Annotated in this window: 22 protein-coding genes; 9 read left to right on the top strand and 13 right to left on the bottom strand. The window is 71.7% G+C overall.

The features are described from left to right. Positions 1-335: 335 nt before the first annotated feature. A complete protein-coding gene (locus ABD331_RS57290; protein ID WP_344495434.1) occupies positions 336-1,163 on the bottom strand; it encodes an IclR family transcriptional regulator in 828 nt (275 codons plus the stop codon). Between the two features lie 120 nt (positions 1,164-1,283). Between ABD331_RS57290 and ABD331_RS57285 the strand changes: the two genes are divergently transcribed. Continuing rightward, positions 1,284-2,774, top strand: a complete 1,491-nt coding sequence (locus ABD331_RS57285) for an aldehyde dehydrogenase family protein (RefSeq protein ID WP_344495432.1) — start codon at positions 1,284-1,286, stop codon at positions 2,772-2,774. A 59-nt stretch (positions 2,775-2,833) separates the two neighbouring features. Here the strand turns inward: ABD331_RS57285 and ABD331_RS57280 are convergent, their stop codons facing one another. Further along, positions 2,834-3,817 carry a glycoside hydrolase family 11 protein gene (locus tag ABD331_RS57280; RefSeq protein WP_344495430.1) on the bottom strand — a complete coding sequence of 328 codons (984 nt, stop codon included), beginning with the start codon at positions 3,815-3,817 and terminating at the stop codon, positions 2,834-2,836. 250 nt (positions 3,818-4,067) lie between these two features. On the opposite strand from ABD331_RS57280, the gene ABD331_RS57275 reads away from it, so the two are divergent. The 5 genes from ABD331_RS57275 to ABD331_RS57255 all read left to right on the top strand — a co-directional run bounded on the left by ABD331_RS57275 (position 4,068) and on the right by ABD331_RS57255 (position 9,311). Then, the gene (locus tag ABD331_RS57275; RefSeq protein ID WP_344495428.1) at positions 4,068-4,667 is read left to right on the top strand and encodes a TetR/AcrR family transcriptional regulator; all 600 of its coding nucleotides are present in this window, start codon (positions 4,068-4,070) and stop codon (positions 4,665-4,667) included. Next, entirely contained in the window at positions 4,664-5,548 is an 885-nt protein-coding gene (locus ABD331_RS57270; protein WP_344495426.1) for an alpha/beta fold hydrolase, read from the top strand. The genes ABD331_RS57275 and ABD331_RS57270 overlap by 4 nt, the downstream gene beginning before the upstream one ends. Positions 5,549-5,673: 125 nt before the next feature. After that, positions 5,674-7,095, top strand: coding sequence for a glycoside hydrolase family 28 protein (locus ABD331_RS57265; protein WP_344495424.1), 1,422 nt, complete (start codon positions 5,674-5,676; stop codon positions 7,093-7,095). Between the two features lie 120 nt (positions 7,096-7,215). Then, positions 7,216-8,649: an RICIN domain-containing protein gene (locus ABD331_RS57260; RefSeq protein WP_344495422.1), complete on the top strand. Its 1,434-nt coding sequence runs from the start codon at positions 7,216-7,218 to the stop codon at positions 8,647-8,649. Between the two features lie 197 nt (positions 8,650-8,846). After that, positions 8,847-9,311 carry a DoxX family protein gene (locus ABD331_RS57255; RefSeq protein ID WP_344495420.1) on the top strand — a complete coding sequence of 155 codons (465 nt, stop codon included), beginning with the start codon at positions 8,847-8,849 and terminating at the stop codon, positions 9,309-9,311. A gap of 117 nt (positions 9,312-9,428) precedes the next feature. Here ABD331_RS57255 and ABD331_RS57250 read toward each other — a convergent pair whose 3' ends face one another. Then, positions 9,429-10,322: a sigma-70 family RNA polymerase sigma factor gene (locus tag ABD331_RS57250; protein ID WP_344495418.1), complete on the bottom strand. Its 894-nt coding sequence runs from the start codon at positions 10,320-10,322 to the stop codon at positions 9,429-9,431. 83 nt (positions 10,323-10,405) lie between these two features. Between ABD331_RS57250 and ABD331_RS57245 the strand changes: the two genes are divergently transcribed. Then, positions 10,406-10,855: a carboxymuconolactone decarboxylase family protein gene (locus ABD331_RS57245; RefSeq protein ID WP_344495417.1), complete on the top strand. Its 450-nt coding sequence runs from the start codon at positions 10,406-10,408 to the stop codon at positions 10,853-10,855. Between the two features lie 41 nt (positions 10,856-10,896). Here the strand turns inward: ABD331_RS57245 and ABD331_RS57240 are convergent, their stop codons facing one another. Next, a complete protein-coding gene (locus ABD331_RS57240) occupies positions 10,897-11,913 on the bottom strand; it encodes a LacI family DNA-binding transcriptional regulator (protein WP_344495415.1) in 1,017 nt (338 codons plus the stop codon). A gap of 163 nt (positions 11,914-12,076) precedes the next feature. Between ABD331_RS57240 and ABD331_RS57235 the strand changes: the two genes are divergently transcribed. After that, complete coding sequence (locus ABD331_RS57235) at positions 12,077-13,528, top strand: Gfo/Idh/MocA family protein (protein ID WP_344495413.1); 1,452 nt, start codon at positions 12,077-12,079, stop codon at positions 13,526-13,528. 195 nt (positions 13,529-13,723) lie between these two features. On the opposite strand, the gene ABD331_RS57230 is transcribed toward ABD331_RS57235, so the two are convergent. The 9 genes from ABD331_RS57230 to ABD331_RS57190 all read right to left on the bottom strand — a co-directional run bounded on the left by ABD331_RS57230 (position 13,724) and on the right by ABD331_RS57190 (position 22,202). Further along, positions 13,724-14,191: a GNAT family N-acetyltransferase gene (locus ABD331_RS57230; protein ID WP_344495411.1), complete on the bottom strand. Its 468-nt coding sequence runs from the start codon at positions 14,189-14,191 to the stop codon at positions 13,724-13,726. A gap of 60 nt (positions 14,192-14,251) precedes the next feature. Next, complete coding sequence (locus ABD331_RS57225; RefSeq protein ID WP_344495409.1) at positions 14,252-14,932, bottom strand: FadR/GntR family transcriptional regulator; 681 nt, start codon at positions 14,930-14,932, stop codon at positions 14,252-14,254. Further along, positions 14,925-16,328, bottom strand: coding sequence for a malate dehydrogenase (quinone) (gene mqo / locus ABD331_RS57220; protein ID WP_344495406.1), 1,404 nt, complete (start codon positions 16,326-16,328; stop codon positions 14,925-14,927). Before mqo ends, ABD331_RS57225 begins: the two co-directional genes overlap by 8 nt. A gap of 70 nt (positions 16,329-16,398) precedes the next feature. Beyond that, complete coding sequence (locus tag ABD331_RS57215; protein WP_344495404.1) at positions 16,399-17,409, bottom strand: polysaccharide deacetylase family protein; 1,011 nt, start codon at positions 17,407-17,409, stop codon at positions 16,399-16,401. A 254-nt stretch (positions 17,410-17,663) separates the two neighbouring features. Then, a complete protein-coding gene (locus ABD331_RS57210; RefSeq protein ID WP_344495402.1) occupies positions 17,664-18,647 on the bottom strand; it encodes a P1 family peptidase in 984 nt (327 codons plus the stop codon). Continuing rightward, on the bottom strand, positions 18,644-19,297 hold the full coding sequence (locus ABD331_RS57205; RefSeq protein WP_344495400.1) for a hypothetical protein: 654 nt from the start codon (positions 19,295-19,297) through the stop codon (positions 18,644-18,646). Before ABD331_RS57205 ends, ABD331_RS57210 begins: the two co-directional genes overlap by 4 nt. A 39-nt stretch (positions 19,298-19,336) precedes the next feature. Beyond that, positions 19,337-20,095: an ABC transporter ATP-binding protein gene (locus ABD331_RS57200; protein WP_344495398.1), complete on the bottom strand. Its 759-nt coding sequence runs from the start codon at positions 20,093-20,095 to the stop codon at positions 19,337-19,339. Beyond that, positions 20,092-21,180: a FecCD family ABC transporter permease gene (locus ABD331_RS57195; RefSeq protein WP_344495396.1), complete on the bottom strand. Its 1,089-nt coding sequence runs from the start codon at positions 21,178-21,180 to the stop codon at positions 20,092-20,094. The genes ABD331_RS57200 and ABD331_RS57195 overlap by 4 nt, the downstream gene beginning before the upstream one ends. After that, positions 21,177-22,202, bottom strand: a complete 1,026-nt coding sequence (locus ABD331_RS57190) for an ABC transporter substrate-binding protein (RefSeq protein ID WP_344495394.1) — start codon at positions 22,200-22,202, stop codon at positions 21,177-21,179. The genes ABD331_RS57195 and ABD331_RS57190 overlap by 4 nt, the downstream gene beginning before the upstream one ends. A gap of 228 nt (positions 22,203-22,430) precedes the next feature. Between ABD331_RS57190 and rpoB the strand changes: the two genes are divergently transcribed. Beyond that, a partial coding sequence (gene rpoB, locus ABD331_RS57185) for a DNA-directed RNA polymerase subunit beta (protein WP_344495392.1) occupies positions 22,431-24,642 on the top strand: 2,212 nt, incomplete at its 3' end.

Raw genomic sequence — 24,642 nt, 5'->3', positions numbered from 1 at the left:
TCACGGGCCGGGCGGCGGAAAGTTGAGGTGACGCTACGTTTGGCGCCACACCAGGGCAACAGGTGGTTCCGAGGGTTAGAACGCGACTTTCCTCAGCGGAACACTGCCTCCTCGGGGACGGTGCGCTTCGGCTCTCGCCGGGACCGTGCGCTTCGGAGACCTCAGCGGCGGTGGCGGTGGCGGCGGTGGCGGTGCCGGGAGGTGGTGGCGGTGCGGTGCCGGGAGGCGGCGGCGGTGGCGGCGGTGGCAGCGCCGGGAGGCGGCGGCGGGGGCGCCGGGAGGTGGCGGTGCGGCGCGGGCGATCTCAGGGGCGGTGGCCGAGGCGGCGGGTGATCTCAGGGGCGGTGGCCGAGGCGGCGGGAGATCTCGGCGGCGGTGCGCCGCAGCGGCGGCTCGATGCGGGCCGCCAGCGCCTCCACCGCCGTGGGCGCGACCGTCAGGTGCACGGCCACGTTGACCGCCGCGACCACCTCGCCCGAACGGTCGCGCACCGGCGCCGCGAACGAGCGCAGCCCCGGCGCCAGCTCCTCGTCGTTGACCGCCACCCCGCTCTGGCGCACCTTGGCCAGCGCCGCCGTGAGCTGCTCCCTGTTCGTGATCGTCTTGGGGCCGCGCCGCGCCATGTCGGTGTGGTCGAGGATCTGCCGCAGCGCCGCCGCGTCCTTGAAGGCCAGCAGCGCCTTGCCCATCGACGTGCAGTACGCCGGCAGCCTGGAGCCCACGTGCAGGTTCAGGTCCATGGCCAGCGAGCTGCGCCGGCCGCTGCGGCGGCGGTCGACGTAGACGATGTCGGGCCCGTCGCACAGCCCCATGCTCACGGTGTAGCCGGTCTCGTCCGCCAGCGCCTGCAGCAGCGGCCCCGCGACCCTGCCCAGCTCCATGGAGTCGATCGCGGCGAAGCCCAGGTCGGCGGCGCGCGGCCCGAGGAAGTACTTCTTGGTCTCCGGGTCCTGCTGCATGTAGTCGAGCTTGGTCAGCGTGGCGACGTAGCGGTGGGTGGTGCTCTTGTTCAGGCCCACCGCCCTGGCCAGGTCGGCGATCCCGAGCACGGAGCGGCTGCCGGTGAAGGCGGACAGGATGCGCAGCCCGCGTTCCAGCGACACGGAGAACGAGGCGTCCGCGGCCGTGCGGCCGCGCGGGCGGGGGGAGTCGTCGTCGGTCACAACGGTCAGAATAAGGTCTGGGTGTTTGAGATATTCGAACGTCGCTGGGAACGCCGCCGCGGTGGTGGCACCCTTACGAGCCGGGCGTGACGACGACACGAGCGAGGAGAGACGAGCCTGATGGCCGGAGCGCAGCTCATCGGGGGCGGCTGGGACAGGCCGCGGATCGGCCACTTCATCGGCGGGCAGTGGTGCGACGCCGTGTCAGGGCGCTGGTACCAGAACCGTTCCCCGTGGTCCGGCGCGACGCTCGGCGAGGTCGCCGCCGGTGACGGCGAGGACGCCGACAGGGCCGTCGCCGCCGCCCACGAGGCGTTCGGCGGGTGGGCCCGGGCGCTGCCGGGGCAGCGGCAGCAGGTCTTCCTGCGCGCCGCCGCCGTCCTGGAGCGGCGCGGCGCGCAGGTGCTCGGCGCGCTGGCCGCCGAGACCGGCTGCGGCCGGCACTTCGGCGAGATCCAGCTCGACTTCGCGGTCAAGCTGCTCCGCCAGGCCGCCCACCTGGCCTACCAGCCGGCGGGCGAGCTGCTGCCGTCCGACGTGGCGGGCACCCAGGCGATGGCCGTACGCCGCCCGGTGGGCGTGGTGGCGGCCATCGCGCCGTGGAACGCCTCGCTCACCCTGTCGGGCAGGGCCGTGGTCGGGCCGCTCGCGCTCGGCAACACCGTGGTCCTGAAACCGTCCGAGGAGTCCCCGTACACCGGGGGAGCGCTGTGGGCGGAGATCCTCCAGGAAGCGGGCCTGCCCGCCGGCGCGCTCAACGTCGTCACCCACGCGCCCGGCGAGGCCGGCGCGGTCGCCGACGCGCTGCTGGCCGCCCCGCTCGTCAAGCGCATCAACTTCACCGGCTCCACCCCGACCGGCAGGCGGCTCGCCGAGAAGGCCGGCCGTCATCTGAAGCGCGTCGTGCTGCAGCTCAGCGGCCAGAACCCGCTCATCGTCGCGGGCGACGCCGACCTCGGCTACGCGGTCGACGCGGCCACGTTCGGCGCGTTCGTCCACCAGGGGCAGGTGTGCATGTGCGCCCGCCGCGTCTACGTCGAGCGCCCGCTGGCCGCCGAGTTCGCCGAGCGGTTCGCGGCCAGGGTGGCGGCGCTGCCCACCGGCGACCCCGCCGACCCCGCCACCGTCGTCGGCCCCGTGATCAACGAGTGGGCGCTGGCCCTGCTCGACCGCCGGGTCAAGGAGGCCGTCGGGCTCGGCGCCCGCGTCCTGGCCGGCGGCGTGCCCGCGCCGCCCTGCTACCCGGCCACCGTGCTCACCGGCGTCCCGGACGAGGCGGAGATCGCGCAGGGCGAGACGTTCGGGCCGGTGGTGGTGCTGGAGGAGGTCGAGTCGGCCGAGCACGCCGTCGCCCGCGCCAACGCCTCCGACTTCGGGCTCGTCGCCTCGGTCATCACCGGCGACAGCCGCCGCGGCCTGCGGCTGGCCGCCGCGCTGGACGTCGGCATCGTGCACGTCAACGACCAGCCCGTCAACGACGAGCCGCACATGCCGTTCGGCGGGGTCAAGGACAGCGGGTGGGGGCGGTTCGGGATGGGGTTCGCGGCGGAGGAGTTCTGCGAGCTGCAGTGGGTGACCGTCCGCGACCAGGACCGGGCCTTCCCCTTCTGAGGACGCGAAGGTGGCGCGGCGGCCAGGAGGTCGCCGCCGCGCCACAAGCCGCGGGTGGGTCAGCTCGCGCTGCAGGAGACCGTCGGCCAGGTGTAGTTGCCGTTGTGCTGGATGGTGACGCCCCAGTTGTTGCCGCTGCCGTTCGGCCTGGCGGTGAGCACCTGGGCGCTCGGGTAACTGGCGCTGATGTTCCAGGTGGACAGCACCTTCGCGGGGGAGGGCACGTTCATCGTGACGGTCCAGTTGCTGGAGCCGCTGACCGAGACGTTCAGGTTGTAGCGGTCGCTCCACTGCTGGCCCGCGGAGAGCGTGGCGGTGCAACCCCCGCCGCCGCCACCGCCCCCACCACCGCCACCGCCACCGCCGCCTCCGCCGGAGGAGCCGCCGACCGTGATGTTGGAGCTGCCGCTGCTCTGGTAGCCCTCGGTGGCGAGGATCTGGTAGTCGTGGCTGCCCAGGCTCATGCCGTAACGCGCCCACGCGTCGAAGTGGTTGCCGGCCGTGATGGTGCCGCCGGTCTTCTTCGACTGGCGCACGCTCCAGTACTGGTTGAAGGTGCGGGTGCCCTCGATGGACGGGGCGTTGTACCTGGTCGTCTGGTAGATGTCGTACGTGCCGCCGTCAGTGGTGACCGTGCCCTTGAACGTACCGGTGGGCCGGTAGGTGCCCCAGTTGTCGACGATGTAGTACTCGATGAGCGGGTTCCTCGTCCACCCGTACAGGGTCAGGTAGGCGTTGCCCGACGGGTTGAAGCTGCCCGAGTAGCTCACCGTCCTGCGGCCGCCCGGGTTCCAGCCCTTGCCTGCCACGAAGTTGCCGGTGTTGCGCCACGAGGTGCTGTAGTTGCCGCCGGACCCCAGCTCCATGGACACGGTGCCCTGGCTGTCGGTCCAGAACGAGTAGAAGTACCCGTTGTTGGTGCCGGTCTGGTTGGTGGTGATGGCCGCGTGCGCGACGCTGGGCAGCATCGCGACGGCCAGCGCGGCGGCCACGGCGCAGATCCGGGCTGCGAGCCGCCTGGTTCGGTGGGGGGCGTCGTTCATCTGCGTGCTTCCTTCTCGTGAAGGCGGGCATCGACGAAACTATCGGAACAGTGGCGAAAGTATCAGGCGGGTTGCGGTGAGCTGTCAATGAATCCCGTCAAGATGTGAGGCTGCTGACCGGCGGCATGGCTGCCTGGCAGGGCATCTCGGCCGTGAAAATTTCAATGCCACTCCGAAACTTGCTATTGCGCTTGTATTTCCTAGGAGCATTAGGTAGAAACTAATGGCTCTAGGAAAGGGGTGAAGCGCCTTGGCGCGCATGGGGCTGACGACCGAGCGGGTGACGCTCGTCGGAGCCGAGCTGGCGGACGAGGTCGGGTTCGAACACGTGACCATGTCCGCGGTGGCCCGGCGGCTCGGGGTGAAGGACGCCAGCCTGTACGCGCACGTCCGCAGCCTCGACGACCTGCGAGGACGGATCGCGTTGCTGGGCGCCGACGAGAAGACCATCCGCATCGCGGAGGCCACCGCCGGGCGGGCCGGCAGGGACGCGCTCGTCGCGTACGCGAACGCGTGGCGCGGCTACGCCCACGACCACCCCGGCCGCTACACCGCCACGCAGCTCCCGATGGAGATCGACCCCGAGCTGGTCGCCCGGGCTTCGGGGCCGCGGCGCGCGATCGAGCTGACCTACAGCATGTTGCGCGCGTACGAGCTGGTCGAGCCCGACCTGACGGACGCGGTCCGGCTGATGCGCAGCACGCTGCACGGGTTCGTCAGCCTTGAGGCGGCGGGCGGCTTCGCGCACGCGCGGCCGGCGGAGGCCACCTGGCTGCGCTGCCTCGACGCCCTGCACACCCTCCTGGAGCACTGGCCCGCAGGCGACACCTCAGAAGGAGATCCAGCATGACCAGCCCCACCGTCGGCCACCTGCGAGTGGACGGCGCCGACCTGCGTTACGAGGTGCGCGGCAGCGGCCCGCTCCTGCTGCTCATCCCCGGCGGCACGGGCGGCGCGTCCTCCTTCGACGGCGTCGCCGGCGACCTGGCCGGCGAGTACACCGTCGTCACCTACGACCCGCGCGGCCTGACCCGCAGCCCGCTCGACGACCCCGAGGCCCGGCAGTCGGTCGCGCAGCACGCCGATGACGCGTTCCGGCTGCTGGAGCTACTGTCTCCTGGGGAGCCCGCCCTGGTGGCCGGGTGCAGCTCCGGGGCGATCGTCGCGCTGCACCTGCTCGTCACCCATCCGGAGCGGGTCCTGCGCGTGGTGGCGCACGAGCCGCCGGTGGTGGAGGTGCTGCCGGACGCCGCCGACCACCGGGCGCTGCTCGCCCGGGTGGACGAGACGTTCCGGACGGAGGGCCTGATGCCCGCGGCGGCCCTGTTCGCGGCGGGCCTGCGCCGCCCCGGCGACGAGCCCCCCACCCCAGAGCCCGCCCCTGCTTACCAGCCCGCCTCCGAGCAGCCCGCCGCCCGTCCGGAGGCTGAGCTGCCTCCCGAGGCGGCGGGGCGGGCCGAACGCACGATGGCGGACATGCCGTACTTCCTCGGACGGATCGTGCCGAGCTTCATGGCCTACACCCCCGACGTGGAACGCCTCCACACCCTCTCCGACCGCCTCGTCCTGGCGGCGGGCGAGGAGTCGCGCGGCGAGCTGCCCTACCGCCCCGCCGCCTTCCTGGCCGACCTGTTCGGCACGGAGCTGGTGCACTTCCCTGGCGGCCACGTCGGCCTCACCACCCACCCCGCCGAGTTCGGCGCCCTCCTCCGCAAGGTGCTGACCGCATAGGCAGAACCTGCAAACGGTTGCACCCCCGATCCAGGGCCGATGTGCCGCACACCCCTGGATCAGTGCAAGGGGTTGACATAGCATCCGGGATGTCTCGAACCGGTGCCGGTCAGGAAGGCCCCCCGATGCAGAGCCGTTCATGGAGCCGCCGCGACGCCTTGCGCGCCCTGGCCGCATCCGCCACCGCCGTCCCCCTCACACTGAACGGGGGAGAGGCGCAGGCGTTATCCGACCCGTGGGCACGAGCCAACCGCATCGCGGCCAAGGTACGCGGCCCGAAGTTCCCCCACCGCCGGTTCGACATCCGGAAATATGGTGCCGTAGGGGATGGGGTGACGGACTGCACGGCGGCCATCCGTACCGCGATCAAGGCCTGCAACGCGGCGGGCGGCGGCCACGTGGACGTCCCGGAGGGCCGGTTCCTGACCGGCGCCGTGCACCTGCTGAGCAACGTCGACCTGCACGTGGCCGAGGGCGGCACGTTGCTGTTCAGCACCGACCCGAAGGCGTACCTGCCGCTGGTGCTGACCAGGTTCGAGGGCGTCGAGCTGCTCAACTACTCGCCGCTGATCTACGCCTACGGGCAGCACGACATCGCCGTGACCGGAAAGGGCGTGCTCGACGGGCAGGCCGACGACGACCACTGGTGGCCGTGGAAGGGCTCGGGCGACCACGGCTGGGAGCCGGGGGAGCCGCGCCAGGCCGAGGCCAGGGCCGCCCTGTTCGCGCAGGCCGAGCAGGGCGTGCCGGTCGGGCAGCGGGTGTACGGCGAGGGCGGCTACCTGCGCCCGTCCTTCATCCAGCCCTACCGGTGCGGCAACGTGCTGGTCGAGGGCGTCACGATAGTCAACTCGCCGATGTGGGAGATCCACCCCACCCTGTCGGAGAACGTGCTGGTCCGCGGCGTCACCGTCCGCACGCACGGCCCGAACAACGACGGCTGCAACCCCGAGTCCAGCCGGCTGGTGGTCATCTGCGACTGCACGTTCGACACCGGCGACGACTGCATCGCGATCAAGTCGGGCCGCAACGCCGACGGCCGCCGCGTGAACGTGCCCAGCGAGCACATCCTGGTCGAGGGCTGCACGTTCCGCGAGGGGCACGGCGGCCTGACGATCGGCAGCGAGATGTCCGGCGGCGTGCGCGAGGTGTTCATCAGGGACTGCACGATGTCCAGCCCGGACCTGGACATCGCGCTGCGCTTCAAGACCAACTCCGTGCGGGGCGGCTTCATCGAGGGCCTGTACGCCAGGGACCTGGAGATCGGCCAGGTCGGCGGCTCGGTCATCGACGTCAACTTCAACTACGAGGAGGGGCCGGGGCACGGTTTCAACCCGGTGGTGGGCGGGATCGACGTGCGCGGCATGACCGTGCGGACCGCCAACCGGGCGCTCAACCTGCGCGGCTACGCCGACGCGCCGATCCGCGGCGTCACGCTGACCGACGTGGACTTCGGCGCCATCGCGACGCCCAGCGTGGCCGAGCACGTCGAGGGCCTCGTCCTGCGGAACGTGCTCGCCAACGGCGCGCCGCTGGTCATTCCCTGACGGATTGACAACTCCCTTGTAAAAGCCGACACTCGCGGCACCCGCGTGAATGCCCGGTCAGCCTGCTGCGCGCTGATGTTAGCGCTATCAGCATTTCCCTCGGAAACAAGGTGATCGACCATGGGAACGACATGCTTACGCGCCGCCGGTGCCGTCCTGCTCACCGTCCTCGCCTGGAGCCTGCACGGCACCACCCCCGCCCCCGCCCACGCCGCGACGACCGACTTCCGCGGCGTCAACTGGGCCGACGAACGCGACAACTTCGTGGACGGCGTGCTCGTCCTCGGCGGCCTGAGCACCTCCGACAGCTACGCGACGACGCAGGCCAAGGCCGACCGGATCCTGTCCGGCTTCCAGGCCAACCTCGGCGCCAACACCGTCCGACTGCCCGTCAACCACGCCACCGTCTCCGGCGCGTACTGGAACTCCTACACCGGCGCCATCGACACCGCCGTGAGCAAAGGCATGAAAGTCATCCTGAGCTACTGGGAAAGCGCCGGTTCGCGTAATGGCACGGTGGACGACCTCGGCCAGTTCTGGTCCATGTGGCAGACCATCGTCGCGAAATACGGCGGCACCTCGCTCGTGCATTTCGAGCCGATGAACGAACCCTACGCCTACAGCGACGCCGACTGGAAGAACCTCGCCGCCCAATGGCTGAGCAATCACCCGGGCGTCCCGCGCGGCCGGGTCATCATCAGCGGCGCCGGCTACAACCAGCGGCTCATCACGATCGGCAGCGACAGCCGCTTCGACGGCACCCTCATCTCCCGCCACATCTACCAGTTCTTCGACACCGCCCGCACCACCGAGGACTCCTGGCGCGAAGCGCTGCGCACCAGCGTCGGCAGCTACGCCGGCCGCGTCGTCATCACCGAATGGGGCGCGCCCATGACCGACGGCCGCGACTACAACGCCCCCGGCGACGGCGACAGCTTCGTCGCGTTCGTCCGTGGCGTGGCGGCCGAGGCCCGCGCCCTGCAACTCGGCACCGTCTACTGGCCGGGCGTGCGCCCCAACGACTGGTACCGCCTGCAGACGATCAACGGCACGGGCACCGCACTCTCCCTCACCACGACCAGCGCCTCGGGCCGCGACCAGCTCCGCCAGTCCTGGGGCCTGGACGCCGCGACCCCGTACCACCGCGTCACCGCCCGCCACAGCGGCAAGGTGATGGACGTCGTCAGCGCGTCCACGGCGAACAACGCCGAGATCAAGCAGTACACGTGGAACGGCGGCGGCAACCAGAAATGGCTCTTCCAGGACGCCGGCGGCGGCTACTTCCGCCTGATCAGCCAGAACAGCGGCAAGTGCCTGGACGTGGCCGGCGCCTCCACCGCCGACGGCGCCAACGTCATCCAGTACACCTGCGGCACCGGCGCCAACCAGCAGTGGCAGTGGGCGGCCACCGGCTCGTACTTCCAGCTCCGCGCCCGCCACAGCGGCAAGTGCCTGGACGTCGCCGGCGCCTCGACGGCCGACGGCGCCGACATCCACCAGTACACCTGCGGCACCGGAACCAACCAGCAGTGGTCCCGCGCCACCGCGCCCTGATACCACCGCGGGCGTACGCTCCGACCTGGTGATCGTGCACCCCTAGGGCGAACCCCCGAGGCTCCCGGCAGTACACGCGTACCCCGCCGTACGTGCGGCGACGTACGCCAGATGCCTCCCACAGCCCGACGCCGCCCGCCGCCGATTTCGCGAGTCTTGACCCAGACGCAACGAGATCGCCGACGAGGGAGCACGACATGAACACCGCCACCATGATCACCAAACTGTCCGGCTGGCTGGCCCGGCACAGCATCGACGTCCTGCGGGTCAGCCTCGGGCTGGTCTTCGTGGCGTTCGGCACGCTCAAGTTCTTCCCCGGGGTGAGCCCGGCGGAGGCGCTGTCGGTGGCCACGCTGGAGAAGCTGTCCCTGGGCCTGCTGTCGGGTTACGCGGCCCAGGCCGTGATCGCCGCCATGGAGGTCTTCATCGGCCTCACCCTGGTCACCGGCAAGCTGCTGAAGACCGGGCTGGTGGTGATGACGGGCGCGCTGGCGGGCTTCTTCGCGCCGTACGTGTTCTTCTTCACGAACCTGTTCCCCGGCGCGCCCACCCTTGAGGCCCAGTACATCTTCAAGGACATCGTGCTGGCGGCGGCGGCCATGGTGATCGGCGCCCGAGCCTTGGGCGCCCGCCTGGTTCCGGCGCGGGACCGGGTGGCGTGAACCCGCACAGAACGCGAACGGCCGCCGGGCCGCGAACCCCCGGCGGCCGTCTCTCATTCCGACGGCCGACCCCAGCCCCGACCGCCGGCCCTCAGCCCCGGCCCTCAGCCCCGGCCCTCAGCCCCACCCCTGCGACGGGCCCTCCGGCAGGTCCATCGACGCGAGCTTCTCCGGATCGACCACCACCCCGAGGTGCGCGATCCTGCCCTCGACCACGGTGAACGTCATGACCGACAACGGGCTGCCGTCCTCCCGCCACGACGCGATCGCGGGCAGGCCGTCCACGAGCACCCACCCGCCCCGCGTGGCCGCGCCGGCGGCCAGCTTCGCGCTGGAGGCGACCTCGGTGGCGCCGAGCGTGACGACCACGCCGCCGGGGGTGTCCACGGTGAGGGTCACCTCGGGGTCGAGCACCCGCAGCAGCCCCTCGAAGTCGCCGAGCCGGGCCGCCGCCAGGAAGGCCTGCACCGCCACCCGGTGCTCCCGCCCCGTGGACGCCGGCCGGTCGGTCGCCCGAACCTTCCTGCGGGCGCGGCTGGCCAGCATCTTGGCCGCGTCGGTGGACCTGCCGAGAATCTGGCCGATCTCGTCGAACGGCACCGCGAACAAATCGTGCAGCACGAACGCCAGCCGCTCGCTCGGCCCCAGCGACTCCAGCACGACCAGCAGCGCCAGCCCGACCGAGTCGGCGAGCGCCACGTCGTCCTCGGGCGCGCGGCCGTCGCCGGCCGTCACCTCCAGCTCCGGCAGCCGGTCGTCGAAGGACGCCTCGGGGCGGGACTGGCGTGAGCGCAGCACGTCCAGGCTGATCCGGCCGACCACGGTGGTCAGCCAGCCGGCGAGGTTGCCGATGGCCGCCGCGTCCTGGCGGGACAGCCGCAGCCAGGCCTCCTGCACCACGTCGTCGGCGTCGGCGTGCGAGCCGAGCATGCGGTAGGCGACCGCGCGCAGCCGGTCGCGCTGCGCCTCGAACGCCATGGCCACCAGATCCGCCGGGCTGCTGTCGGACATCTCGTTACCTTTCTACGAACTGCTCCGTCATGGGTGATGACGGACCCGGACGGGTTCACGTAACCGATGAAGGAGCACCAACGATGGAAGCACGTCTCAAGAGCCGGCCCAACGCCGACGTGACCACCGCGATCCAGCACCTGTACAAGGCGATCCACTCCGGCGGCGTCGAGCCGCTCCTGATCGACCTGGTCCACCTGCGGGTCAGCCAGATCAACGGCTGCAGCCCCTGCGTGTACGCCGCCGTCCACTCGGCCAGGAAGCACGGGGAGAGCGACGAGCGGCTGCACAGCGTGGCCGCCTGGCGCGAGACGCCGTTCTTCACGGAGGCGGAGCGGGCGGCGCTCGCGCTGGCCGAGGCCGCCACCCGGATCCAGGACGGCGCGCCGGGCGTCACCGACGAGATCTGGGACGCCGCCGCCGCGCACTTCGACGACCAGCAGCTCTCCTCGATCCTGCTGGAGGTGTCGCTGACCAACCTGTTCAACCGGATCAACCGGGCGACGGGGGAGCAGGCCGGGAAGACCTGGTAACTCGGCCCGGGCGGCCCGACGGGGCAGGCGGGTCGGCGGGGTCAGGCGGGTCGGCGGGCCGGGCCGGTCGACTCGCGCCAGATCACCCGCGTGATCGGCTCGTCGTCCTCCTCGGGCGCGGGCTCCCCCCGCAGCGCGGCCAGCAGCCGCGCCAGCACCCGCCGCCCCAGCTTCTCGTGATCGACGTCGACGGTGGTGAGCGACGGCGGCACGAACGCGGTGACGGGGTTGTTGTCCCACCCCGTGATGCTCAGATCCGCCGGCACCCGCCACCCCCGCTCCCACGCCCCCCGGATCGCCCCCGCAGCCACCAGATCGTTGGCCCCGATGACCGCCGTCACCCCACTGCCGGCGGGCAGCTCCAGCATGGCCCGCCGCGCCGCCTGCGCCGACCACTCGCAGTCGACGACCCCGTACGACTCCAGCCCCAGCCGATGCAGGGTGTCGAGGTAGACCTGCCTGCGCTCGCCCGCCGAAGCGTGCGCGTAGGCGCCCGCCAGGTGCAGGAACCGCCGGTGCCCGTACTCCGCCAGCCGCTCGATGATCGCGGCCATGTGGGAGGCGTCGGCGAGCTCACCCACCCCGCGCATGTGCTCGTCGTAGTCGGGTGACACGACGATCGGCACGCTCCCGGCGCGCTGGACGGGAAGCGTCATCGACGTCAGCGACAGGATGCCCTCGAACAGCCCGGAGTCCGACAGCTCCAGGGCCCGCTGCGACCACGTCTGCGGGGGGCCGCCGAGCGTGACGACCTCGACCACGTACCCGGCCTCGTGGGCCGACTCGGTCGCGCCCGCCAGCAGCTCCAGCGAGCTGACGGCGGTGCCGGTCGGCAGGAGGATCGCGAGCCGGCCGGTGCGGCGGTCGCGCATGGCGCGGGCGACGAGGTTGGGACGGTAGTCGAGCTGCTCGATGGCCGTCTTGATGCGCTCGCTGGTGGCCGGTTTCATGCCGTCGCCGTTGAACTTGAGGAAGCGCGACACCGTCTGGTGGGAGACGCCGGCGAGCCTGGCGACCTCCATGATGGTCGGCCGCTTCGTCGTCGCGCCCTGGCTCACGTGGTACTCCTGGCTCGTGCCGTCCTCTGGTAGGTACGGTACAGGCATTCCGTACCTCACTGATGAACGTTCACACTCACGGCTGCATGTCCGCCTTGACCCTGCGGGTGTACGTTCACTAGCGTCCTGAGATGAACGTTCACTTTTCACCTGAAGGACCTTCGTGACCCACCCCGTGGATCAGAACCCCACTGCCCCCGCCCCCGCGTCCCACACCAGCACCGAGCCGGGCGCCGGCGTGGTGCCGCAGTTCGACGCCCCGCCCCCGTCGCGCGCCCGCCGCCGTTACGCGGTCGCCGGCACCGGGCACCGCGCCGGCATGTACATCGACGCGCTGACCGGCGACCACGCCGACGTGGGCGAGATCGTCGCCTGGCTCGACCCGAACCCGGCCCGCATCGACTACTACGACGCTCACGCGGGCGCGCGCCTGGGCCTCGGCGGCCCCGCGAAGCTGCCCCGCCACACCCCGGACGACCTGGAGCGGATGGTCGCCGAGCAGCGCGTGGACGTCGTGATCGTCACCAGCCTGGACCGCACCCACGCCGAGCTGGTCGACCGGACGCTGCGCGCCGGCGCGGACGTCGTCGTCGAGAAGCCCCTGACCATCGACGTGGACGGCTGCCGCCGCATCACCCAGGCCGTCGCCGACACCGGCCGTGACGTCGTCATGACGTTCAACTACCGCTACGCGCCCCGCAACTCCACCCTGCGGGAGGTGATCGCGTCCGGCGCGATCGGCGAGGTCACCAGCGTGCACTTCGAGTGGGCGCTCGACACCGTCCACGGAGCCGACTACTTCCGCCGCTGGCACCGCGACAAGGCCAACTCGGGCGGCCTCCTCATCCACAAGGCCAGCCACCACTTCGACCTGATCAACTGGTGGCTCGACGACACCCCCGCCAAGGTCTACGCCTCCGCCGCGCTGCGCTTCTACGGCGACGAGAACGCCGCCGCCCGCGGCATGGGCGAGCGGCCGGAACGCGGCACAGGCACCCACGGCGACCCGTTCTCCCTCGACCTGCGCGCCGACCCCCGCCTCGACGCCCTCTACCTGCAAGCCGAGCAGCACGACGGCTACCGCCGCGACCAGGACCCCTTCGCGCCGGGCGTCACCATCGAGGACAACATCGCCGTCCTCGTCGACTACCGCCGGGGCGCGCGGCTCAGCTACTCCCTCAACGCGCACAGCCCGTGGGAGGGGTACCGGGTGACGGTCAACGGGACGGCCGGTCGCGCCGAGCTGGAGGTCGTCGAGCGCGGCTTCATCGAGCTGGACGCCGACGGCAACGCCGTCCTCGACCCGTCGGCCACGCCGCTCGGCGCGCACGACCCGCGGCGTCCCGAAGGCGAGCGTCTCGTCGTGCAGCGGCACTGGCAGCGGCCCGAGGAGGTGCCGATCCCGGCGGGCATCGGCGGTCACGGCGGTGGGGACGCCATCCTGCTCATGGACGTCTTCCGCCGCGACCTGCGCGTCGGCCCCGACCCGCTCGGGCGGGCCGCCGACTACCGCGACGGGCTGCGCGCGGTCGCCGTCGGCATCGCCGCCAACCAGGCCCTCCGTACGGGCCTGCCGGTGGTCGTGGACGAACTCGGCCTCGGCGCGGAAATCTGACGCCGACCGCTGCCGATCCCGGGGCGGGATGGGGCATGCTGCGCGAAGCCGCCACGCTCAGGCGCGCGAGCCGTGCCACGTGTGCGCGGCGCTGAGGTGTGGGCCGTGCTGCGCGTGTGCGGCGCTGAGGTGCGGGCCGTGCTCAGCGCGACCCGCCCCATCTCAGCGCGCGTGCCCTCCGGCAGCTCGCGACGCCTACTGATCGAGCACCCGCGTGAACCGGACCGCCTCCTCCCGATACCCCACAGCCGCATAGAACCGCCGCGCGGTCGCGTTCCCCGCCGCCGTCTCCAACGTCAGGTGACGCACCCCCCGCCCCCGCGCCCACTCCTCCGCCGCCCCCAGCAACCGCCGCCCCACCCCGCCCCGGACGGCGTGCGGCGCGACGACCAGCTCACCGATGTAAGCCTCGACGGGCCCGGTGAAGTGCCGGTGCGTGTTGACCGACACCAGCCCGACGACCTCACCCCCGGCCACGGCCACGAACACGGCCCCCCGCTGCTCGGGCGCGACGGGCGCGAAGAACCCGGCCAGCCACTGCCGGGCCGCCTCCACCACGGCGTCGGGATCGCGCCACTCCGCCACCCCCTCGCAGAGCCGGGCGGCGAGCTCCATGACGGCGTGCCGGTCCTCTTCTCGAACAGGCCGGATCTGGACGCTCATGCGCATCAGCATGTCACCCGGGTCAAACGGGTTGTCGTGCCATGACCCGCCGCGTCGCGGTCAGCTCTTGAGGCGGGCCAGGGAGGCGTCGAGGTGGGTGCGCATCGCCGCCGCCGCGCCCAGCGCGTCGCCCGACGCGATCGCGTCGCGGATCCGCCGGTGTTCGGCGAGCACCTGGTCGAGGTGCCCCGGGTCGGGTTCGGGCCCGGCGTACGGGCGGGTGATCGCACCGGCCCCCAGCGTGTCGAGCAGGTCGAGGTAGAACCGGTTGCCGGTGGCGGCGGCCACGGCACGGTGGAAGGCGAAGTCGGCCTCGACCGCGTCGCTGGCCCCGCCCCGCACGGCAGCCGTCCTGCGCAGGGCGGCGTCGACGGCGGCGAGCGCGGCGGGCGTGCGGCGGGCGGCGGCGAGCGCGGAGGCCTCCACCTCGATGCCGCGCCGCAGCTCCAGGAGGTGCACCCGATCCTGGGGGGTGCGCACGGTGCCGAGCGCGTGCGTGAAGTCCTGCGCGGCGGGCCTGGCCAGCACGGACGAGCCGCGCCCCCGCCGCGTCTCGACCAGCCCCGCCGCGCGTAGCCGGGAGATGGCCTCGCGGACGACGGTGCGGCTGACGTCGAACCGCACGGCCAGCTCGCCTTCGGACGGCAGCAGCGCGCCGGGCTGCCACTCCCCGCCGCCGATGCCGCGCCGCAGCTCGCCCTCCACCCGGTCGGCGAGGCTCGCCCCGTGATCGTCAGCCACGGTCCGGCCCCAGAATCTCGGCGGAGGAGGACAGCAGGTCGCGCAGCGCGGGCCGCCAGTCCCGTACGTGCTCGGGAAAGGCCCGTTCGAGCACGTCCAGCATGATCGAAACGGACGCGGAGGCGCCCGGGGAGGCGCCGAGCAGGGCGGCGAGGCCGCCGTGGGACGACGTCACCACCTCGGTGCCGAAGCCGGCGATAGAGCCCCGGCCGTTCACCCGCTTGACGACCTGCACCCGCTGCCCGGCGGTGACGAGCTGCCAGTCCCGCGCCCGCGCGTCCGGGACGAACCGGCGCAGCGCCCGCATCCGTCCGGCGTGGGTCTGGGTGAGCTGGCCGACGAGGTAACGCACCAGGTCGTGGTGGTGGCGGGCGGCGCCCAGGAGCGTGCCGAAGTTGTGCGGGTTCACCGATCGGGGCAGGTCGGACAGACGGCCGCGTTTGAGGAAGCGGGCGGAGAACGCGGCGAAGGGGCCGAACATCAGGTACGTGCGCCCGTCCACGACGCGGGTGTCGAGGTGCGGCACCGACAGCGACGGCGCGCCCGGCTCGGCGTGGCTGTAGACCTTGGCGTGGTGGCGGGCCACCAGATCAGGGTCGGCCGTGCGCAGGAACCGGCCGCTGATGGGGAAGCCGCCGTAGCCGCGCGTCTCGGGCACGCCGGCGCTCTGGAGCAGCGGCAACGTCCCGCCGCCCGCGCCGAGGAAGACGAACGGGGCGCGGACGACGTGGTCGCGCGCGCCGTGGAGGTCACGGACGCGCAGCAGCCAGGACCGCCCGTCGCGCCGCAGCGCCCGCACCTCGTGGCCGGTGCGCACGTCCCCGCCCAGGGCGGCGAACAGCCGCCGGGTGAGCACCCCGTAGTCGACGTCCGTGCCGCCACGGGTGCGGCAGACGGCCACCGGCTCGCCCTCGGGCCGCCCGTCGAACATCAGCGGGAGCCACCGCGCCATGACGCCCCTGTCGGCGGTGAACTCCATCCCCTCGAACAGCGGATGCCCGCGCAGCGCCGCGTGCCGCAGCCGCAGGTGTTCCACCCCGGCGGCGCCGTGGGCGAACCCGTAGTGCGGGACCGGCCGGATGAAGCCGGCGGGGTCGCCCAGCGCGCCCTCCTCGACCAGGCGCGCCCAGAGCTGCCGGGACAGCCTGAACTGCTCGGCCACCGTGACGGCGCCGCTCACGTCGATCGACCCGGCGCCGGTCAGCGGCGTGTAGTTGAACTCGCAGAGCCCGGCGTGGCCGGTGCCCGCGTTGTTCCACGCCGAGGAGCTCTCCAGGCCGAGGCCGTCCAGCCGTTCGAGGACGAGGATCGACCAGTCGGGCCGCACCCGCCGCAGCAGCACGCCGAGGGTGGCGCTCATGATGCCGCCACCCACCAGCACCACGTCGTACTTCACTGGACGTTCTCCTCCACGGCGGTACACAACCTGTCATACAGGACATTAGCCTGTATGACAGGTCGCCGCGTCAGCCGGTGCGGCAGGTGATCGAGGGCCAGGTCCAGGTGCCGTTGTGCTGGACGGTGAAGCCGAAGGTGTTGCCGCTGCCGTTCGGCCGCATCGTCATGACGTAGCCGGTGGAGTCCCACGAGGGGGTGCCGTTCCAGGTCGCGATGATCTTCTGAGGCGCTCTCAGGGTGACCGTGACGATCCACGAGCTGGAGCCCGAGACGGTCACCGACAGGTTGAACCGGTCGCTCCACTGCTGGCCCTGCGTGATCGTGGCCGTGCAGCTGCCGCCGCCGGGCGGCGGGGACGACGGCGGGTTCGAGCCGCCGTCGGGGGCGACGGCCCGGCCGGTGGCGGGGGAGATCATGCCGGCGCACAGGTTGCGGCTGCGCAGGTTCGCGGCGATCTGCGGGACGGCCGCCAGCGTCGTGGCGTACTGGTCGTGCATGAGGATGACCTGGCCGTTCTGCAGCCGGCCCGCGGCCTGGACGATCTGCGCCGTGCTCGCGCCGTTCCAGTCCTGCGAGTCGACGTCCCAGAGCACCTCGGTGAGTCCGAGCTGCTGCTCCACCGACCGCAGGGTGGCGTTGGTCTCCCCGTACGGCGGGCGGAACAGCCGCGGCGCCGAGCCCGTGGCCTGCTGGACGACCTGCTGGGTGCGCTGCAGCTCCGACGTCATCTGCGCGCTGCTGAGCTGCGTCATGTGCGGGTGCGACCAGCTGTGGTTGCCGATCCACATGCCCGCGTCCCGCTGCGCCCTGACCAGGCCCTGGTTGTTCTGGGCGTTCTGCCCGGTGTTGAACATCGTGGCGCGCAGGCCGTTCGAGGTGAGCGCGTTGAGCAGGTTGGCGGTGTTCCCGGCGTTGGGGCCGTCGTCGTAGGTCAGGCCGACGTAGCCGCCGCTGCAGTCGGCGGCGGCCCGGGTGCGGTCGGCGGCCAGGGCCGAGGTGGCGGTGACGGCCAGGCAGACGGCGAGGAGGGCGCCCAGGAGCCCGGCGGCGAGGGTGGAGCCGCGTTTCCGATCGGTCATCGCTGATCCCTTGATCGTTGGGGGGTGGCCTGCGGTCATTGTGAAGACGGCCCCGAAACGTGTCAACGATGGTAAGAAATATTTCGACATCAAGTGGCTTTGCGAAAGCATATGAGCTGCTAGATGCTTCCGAAACATTTCACAGCCCTCATGAAAGACTCATTCCAACGCCCTTGCGGGAGTGGAAGACTGCGCAAGATCGCCGCCGAGCGAACCGGGCCGCGTTCGAGGAGCGGTTCCGGCGGCCCTGATCGTCACAGCCGGTCGTACGGCACCGCGTGGCTCGTGTGCCCCTCGACCCCGGTCGTGGTCGTCGCCATGAACAGGGAGTTGAGCAGCGCCTCCTCCACCGCGTCCATCACCGCCGCGAACACCGGGCTCAGCACCGCGTCGGGCAGCGCAGGAGCGGGGTCCGCCGTGCTGAACGCGATCGCGTAGTCGCCGCTCCCGTGCGAGTACGACGCCCCCACCCGGCCCATCGCGAAGATCGCCCGGCGGGCGAGCCGGCCGAGCTGCCGCGCGTCGAGCGGCGCGTCGGTGGCCACCACGATCACGCACGAGTTGCCCGGCGGCTCCACGCGGCCCGCCCCCGGCACCAGCTCCTCCACCGGCATCGGGACGCCGCGAACCGTCAGTGTCCCGCCGAAGTTGGCCTGCACCAGCGCCCCGACCGTCACCGGGCCGCCGCCCGCGTCCAGCCGCCTGGACGAGGTGCCGATGCCCGCCTTGTAACCCAGCGCAGTCGTCCCCGTGCCCGCGCCCACGCATCCTTCGGCGGGCAACCCGCCGTGCGCGCCCTCCAGCGCGTCGAGGACGTGGCGCTCGGTGATCGGGCGGCGCCGGATGTCGGACAGGAAGCCGTCGTTGGTCTCCCCGACGAGCGGGTTGAAGGAGAGCTCGCCCGGGTGCAGCCCCATCAGGTACGTGAGCACCGCGTCGGCCGCCCTGAACACCGACAGGGTGCCGGTCAGCACGATGGGCGACTCCAGCACGCCCAGCTCGTCCACCTGGGTCGAGCCGACCAGCTTGCCGTAGCCGTTGCCGGTGTGGACGGCGGCGGGCAGCGCCCGCACGGTTGCGGGGACGATCGCGGTGACCCCGGTGTGCAGGTCGGCGCCGTCGTCGATGGTCGTGTGCCCCACCAGGACGCCCGCCACGTCGGTGATCGCGTTGAGCGGCCCGGTGGGCAGCGGGCCGGGGAGCACGCCGAGTGCGCGCGCCCGCGAGCGCCCGTTCACGCTTCCTCCAGGTATGGCCGGAAGTGGTCGGCCACGAGGTCCGCGACGGCGTCGGCGCCGAGCGTGCCGTCCACCTCGATCACCCGGATGCCGAGGCGGCGCGCGGAGCGTACGGCGTCGTCGGCGACGAGGCGGTCGCGTTCGAGCCGGTTGCGCTGGGCCAGGTCCGGGTCACTCACACCGGCCCCCACGGCGGCGGCCCGGGGCAGCTCGCGCGCCTGCCGGTCGCGGAACTCGGCGGTGGGCACCATGACGACCATCCGCCGGGGCGAGTCCACGATCGGCGCGACCAGCTCGGGCCGCAGCCCCCAGCCCTCGGCCACGATGGGCCGCCCGGAGACCAGGCCGCGCAGGTCGTCCAGCGCCCACTCGAACCGGACGGGGAAGCCGGCCAGCGTCTCGGCGGCCATGTCAGCGGGCGTGCCGCGCACCCACATGGTGTCGGGGTCGGGGCCGCCCGGCGGCTCGCCCAGCCTGAGGCGGCGGGCGACGCGGCGGTCGTCGTGGCCGCGGGCGTCGTGGTAGTCGTAGTGGTAGGCGGTCAGCCCGTGCCGCAGGGCCAGCAGCCGGGCCACGGTCGACTTGCCTGCCCACTGCCCGCCGCCGATCCACAGCGCGCCGCGCAGCGTGCCGAAGGGGTCCCAGGTCACGAAGGTTCGCTCTCCTCGTCTGTACGTGGTGGACGTTCTTCACACCTCGTCCGTGAGCGGGTCGTCTGCGAGTCGTTCGAAGACGAGCTGGGTGCGCCGCACGGCGCGCACACCGTACACCCGCGAGATCAACTCAGGCGTGAGCACCTCGCCGGGCGGCCCGCCGGCGACGATGCGGCCGGCGTCCATGACGTAGAGGCGGTCGCAGAAGGCGGCGGCCTGGTTGAGGTCGTGCAGGACGGCCAGGGTGGCGATGCCCAGCTCACGCACGAGGTGCAGCAGTTCGAGCTGGTGGCGGATGTCCAGGTGGGAGGTGGGCTCGTCCAGCAGAAGCAGCCGCGTCTCCTGCGCCAGGGCGCGTGCCAGCAGGACGCGTTGTTTCTCGCCGCCCGAGAGGGTGGCGAAGACCCGGTCGGTGTAGTGGGCCAGGCCGACGCGGTCGAGTGCCCCGGCGCACAGCTTCTCGTCCGCGGAAGCGTCGGGCCTGTACGGCGTGCGCCCCATGGCGACGATCTCTGCCACGGTGAAGTCCAGGTCGGCCGGGGTCTCCTGGGCGACGACGGCGATGCGCCGGGCGGCCTGGCGGGCGGGCAGCCGGTGCACGTCGTCGCCGTCCACGGCGATGAGCCCGGCGGCGGGCCGCAGCGCCCGGTAGATCGTGCGCAGCAGGGTGGACTTGCCGCAGCCGTTCGGCCCGACGAGCGCCACGAACTCGCCGTCGTCCACCACCAGGTCGGCCCCGTGCACGATGGGATGGCCGTCCACGCCGACGGACACCCCGCGCAGGTCGAGCTTCACTGGACGCTCACCGCCCGCTCCACCGAGCGGCGGCGCAGCAGCCACAGGAAGAACGGCACGCCGAACAGCGCGGTGACGATGCTCAGCGCCAGCTCCTGCGGGGCGTTGACGGTGCGGGCGGCGATGTCCACCAGTTGCAGGAAGACCGCGCCGAGCAGCGCGGTGACGGGCAGCAGCCGCCGGTGGTCGGCGCCGACGAGCAGCCGCGCGGCGTGCGGCACGATCAGCCCCACGAACGCGATCGCGCCGCTGGTGGACACCAGCACGCCGACCAGCAGCGAGGTCAGCACGAACAGGGTCAGCCTGAAGCGGTTGACGTTCACGCCGAGCGAGACGGCCGTCTCCTCCCCGGCGGCGATGGCGTTCAGCGGGCGGTGCTGCAGCAGCAGGTACGTCACCCCGGCGGCCAGCACGACGGCCGGCAGCGGCAGCATGTGCCAGCGGGCCCCGCCGAGGCTGCCCATCAGCCAGAACAGCACCTGCTGGGCGGCCCGCCCGCTCTGCGCGAGTTGCAGCACGAAGCTGTATCCGGCCTGGAACAGGTAGGCCAGCGCCACCCCGGCCAGCACGAGCCGCGACGGGGTGATCCGCCCGGACCGCTGCGCCAGCACGTACACCAGGCCGAGGGCGAGCAGCGAGCCGGCGAAGGCGGCGGCCGACAGCGACAGCCCGCCCAGCGCCGAGGCGCCCAGGATGAACACGCACACCGCGCCGAACGACGCGCCGGAGGAGATCCCGAGCAGGAACGGGTCCGCGAGAGGGTTGCGCACGAGCGCCTGCAGCACCGTTCCGACGACCGCCAGCCCGGCCCCGACGAGCAGCGCGAGCAGGGCGCGCGGCAGCCGGAACTCCCACACGATCTGCTCCTGCACCGGCGACCAGGTGCGCGGCGCCAGGCCGGGGACGAGCCGGTCGGCGACGATGCCCCACGCCTGCGGCAGGGCGACGTGCACCGCGCCGATGCTCACCGCCAGCCAGGTCGAGGCGACGGCGGCGACGGCGAGGGCGACGACCAGCGGTACGAACCGGCCGCCGCGCCGCCGGGCGGGTGCGGCGCGCACCGGCGCCACGTCCTGGGCGGTCATTGGGCGAAGGCGTCCGGGTGCAGGAACCTGGCGATGTCGGTGATGGCCAGGATGTTGCGGTAGCCGGGGTGCTGGGCGGCCACGGGCAGGGCCAGGTAGCGCTTGTCCTCGGCGGCGGGGCTGTTCTTCGCGATCGCGAACGCCTCCTCGGCCTTGGCCGGTGAGCTGGGCATGTCCTCGCCGCGCAGCGTGGCGTAGTCGCTGACCAGGACGGCCTCGGGCTGGGCCGCGCTGACCCGCTCGACGCTGACCTCGGTGTAGTCGCCCTTGACGTCCTTGAGGACGTTCACGCCGCCCGCCGCGGTGATCATCTGGTTGGTGATGCCGGATCCGCCGTAGGCGTTGACCGGGCCCTTGCCGCCGTCGGTGGCCAGCACCTTGACCGGGGTGCGGCCCTCGACGCGCTTCTTGACGTCCGCCAGGCTGCCCCGCAGCTCCGCGACCAGCTTGTCGGCGCGGTCGGAGACGCCGAAGATCTTGCCCAGGTTCTGGATGTCGGTGAAGGTCTTGTCCAGGGTGTACTGGAGCGTCTCCTCGGGGCTGCACCACCCGCCGAGGATGTAGACCGGGCTGCCGGCCGCGTCCAGCTCCGCCACGCCGGCGTAGCCGCCGGCGGCGTCGAAGGAGGCCATCGCGTTGTCCAGGACGAAGTCCGCGCCCTGGGCCAGCATGACCTCCTTCTGCGGCAGCATGATCGTCTCGGAGATCTGCGGGATCCGCTCGTACTGCTCCTTCTGGCCGGGCAGGAACGCGCTCTCGCCGAAGAAGGTGCGGCCGGCGATGCGGTCGCCGAGGCCGAGGGAGAGCAGGGTCTCCAGGGAGGGGTGGTACCCGGTGACCACCTTGGACGGCGGTCTGTCGAAGGTGAGCTTCCGCCCGCAGTTCTCGACCGTGACGGGGAACCCGGCCGCCGGGGCCGCCGCCTGCTGCTGAGGGGCGGGGGCCTGGCCGCACGCGGCCAGTGCCACGGCGGCCGTCACGAGGGCTAGCAGCCTGAGTGTGGGGCGGAGCGGGCGGGTCATGGGTCTCCGTCGGTGAGGTGGTTGATCGGCACCATTGTGCACATAATCCGCAATTGCCATCAAATTGCATCTAGGGGGTTGGGTGGGTGTTGGTTTGACGAGGGGGTGGGGAGTGTGGGATATTGATGGCGGCAGATGGGGTTGACACACTAAATAGGTGTGGACTTCCGTTTGCCTATTGCGTTATGCTGCCGTCCTTCGCCTTCGTATCCTCCGGAAGGACATCTGTTGGCAGCCTCGCGCAACGCCTCTCCCATACCCGCCGGTCCTCGCCGTGTCTCCTTCGCGCGCATCCAGGAGCCCCTCGAAGTTCCCGACCTTCTCGCCCTGCAGACCGAGTCGTTCGACTGGCTGCTCGGCAACGAGAGGTGGAAGGCCCGGGTGGAGGCGGCTCGCCAGGCGGGGCGCAGGGACGTGCCGGCCCAGTCGGGCCTCCAGGAGATCCTTGAGGAGATCAGCCCGATCGAGGACTTCTCGGGATCCATGTCCCTGTCGTTCCGCGACCACCGCTTCGAGCCGCCGAAGTACTCCGTGGACGAGTGCAAGGAGAAGGACATGACCTTCTCCGCCCCGATGTTCGTCACGGCGGAGTTCATCAACAACACCACCGGCGAGATCAAGAGCCAGACCGTCTTCATGGGCGACTTCCCGCTCATGACCCCCAAGGGCAGCTTCATCGTCAACGGCACCGAGCGCGTCGTGACGTCGCAGCTCATCCGCTCGCCCGGCGTCTACTACGAGCGCAACGTCGACAAGACCTCCGACAAGGACCTGTTCGGCTGCAAGGTCATCCCGTCCAGGGGCGCCTGGCTGGAGTTCGAGATCGACAAGCGCGACAACGTCGGCGTGCGCATCGACCGCAAGCGCAAGCAGCCCGTCACCGTCCTGCTCAAGGCACTGGGCTGGACCAGCGACCAGATCCTGGAACGCTTCGGCCAGTACGAGTCGATGCGGGCCACCCTGGAGAAGGACCACACCGCCGGTCAGGACGACGCCCTGCTCGACATCTACCGCAAACTGCGGCCGGGCGAGCCGCCGACCAAGGAGTCGGCGCAGACCCTGCTGGAGAACCTCTACTTCAACCCCAAGCGGTACGACCTCGCCAAGGTGGGCCGCTACAAGGTCAACAAGAAGCTCGGCCTCGCCCTCGACATCGACGTCACCGTCCTGACCGAGGACGACATCGTCGCGATCATCGACTACCTGGTGCGGCTGCACGCCGGCGAGGAGTCCACCGGCCTCCCCCTGGAGACCGACGACATCGACCACTTCGGCAACCGGCGGGTGCGCAGCGTCGGCGAGCTCATCCAGAACCAGATCAGGCTGGGCCTGGCCCGCATGGAGCGCGTCGTGCGCGAGCGCATGACCACGCAGGACGTCGAGGCCATCACGCCGCAGACCCTGATCAACATCCGCCCGGTCGTGGCGTCGATCAAGGAGTTCTACGGCACCTCCCAGCTCTCCCAGTTCATGGACCAGACCAACCCCCTGGCCGGTCTGACGAACAAGCGGCGGCTGAACGCGCTCGGCCCCGGCGGCCTGTCGCGCGAGCGGGCGGGCATGGAGGTGCGCGACGTGCACCCGTCCCACTACGGCCGGATGTGCCCGATCGAGACCCCGGAAGGCCCCAACATCGGGCTCATCGGCTACCTCGCGTGCTTCGGCCGCCTCAACGCCTTCGGCTTCATCGAGACGCCGTACCGGAAGGTCGTCGAGGGCAAGGTCACCGAGCAGATCGACTACCTGACGGCCGACGAGGAGGACCAGTTCGTCATCGCGCAGGCCAACTCGCCGCTCACGGCCGACGGCGGCTTCGCCGACCACCGCGTGCTCGTCCGCACCAAGGGCGGCGAGACCGAGTACGTGCGCTCCGGCGAGGTCGACTACATGGACGTGTCGCCGCGCCAGATGGTGTCGGTCGCCACCGCGATGATCCCCTTCCTGGAGCACGACGACGCCAACCGGGCCCTGATGGGCGCGAACATGCAGCGGCAGTCCGTGCCGCTGCTGAAGAGCGAGGCGCCGCTGGTCGGCACCGGCATGGAGTACCGCGCGGCGGCCGACACCGGCGACGTGATCAGCGCCGAGAAGGCGGGGGTGGTGGAGGAGGTCTCCGCCGACTACATCACGGTCATGAACGACGACGGCAGCCGGACCACCTACCGGGTCGCCAAGTTCAAGCGCTCCAACCAGGGCACGTCGTACAACCAGAAGCCGATCGTCGCCGAGGGTGACCGCGTCGAGATCAACCAGATCATCGCCGACGGCCCGTGCACCGACAACGGCGAGATGGCGCTGGGCAAGAACCTGCTCGTGGCGTTCATGCCGTGGGAGGGTCACAACTACGAAGACGCGATCATCCTTTCTCAGCGGCTGGTGCAGGACGACGTCCTGTCCTCGATCCACATCGAGGAGCACGAGGTCGACGCCCGCGACACCA

It is taken from the genome of Nonomuraea monospora, assembly GCF_039531895.1.
Classification (GTDB): domain Bacteria; phylum Actinomycetota; class Actinomycetes; order Streptosporangiales; family Streptosporangiaceae; genus Nonomuraea; species Nonomuraea monospora.
Note: the sequence above shows the minus strand (reverse complement) of the source record. Positions and strands in the feature narration are given on the sequence as shown.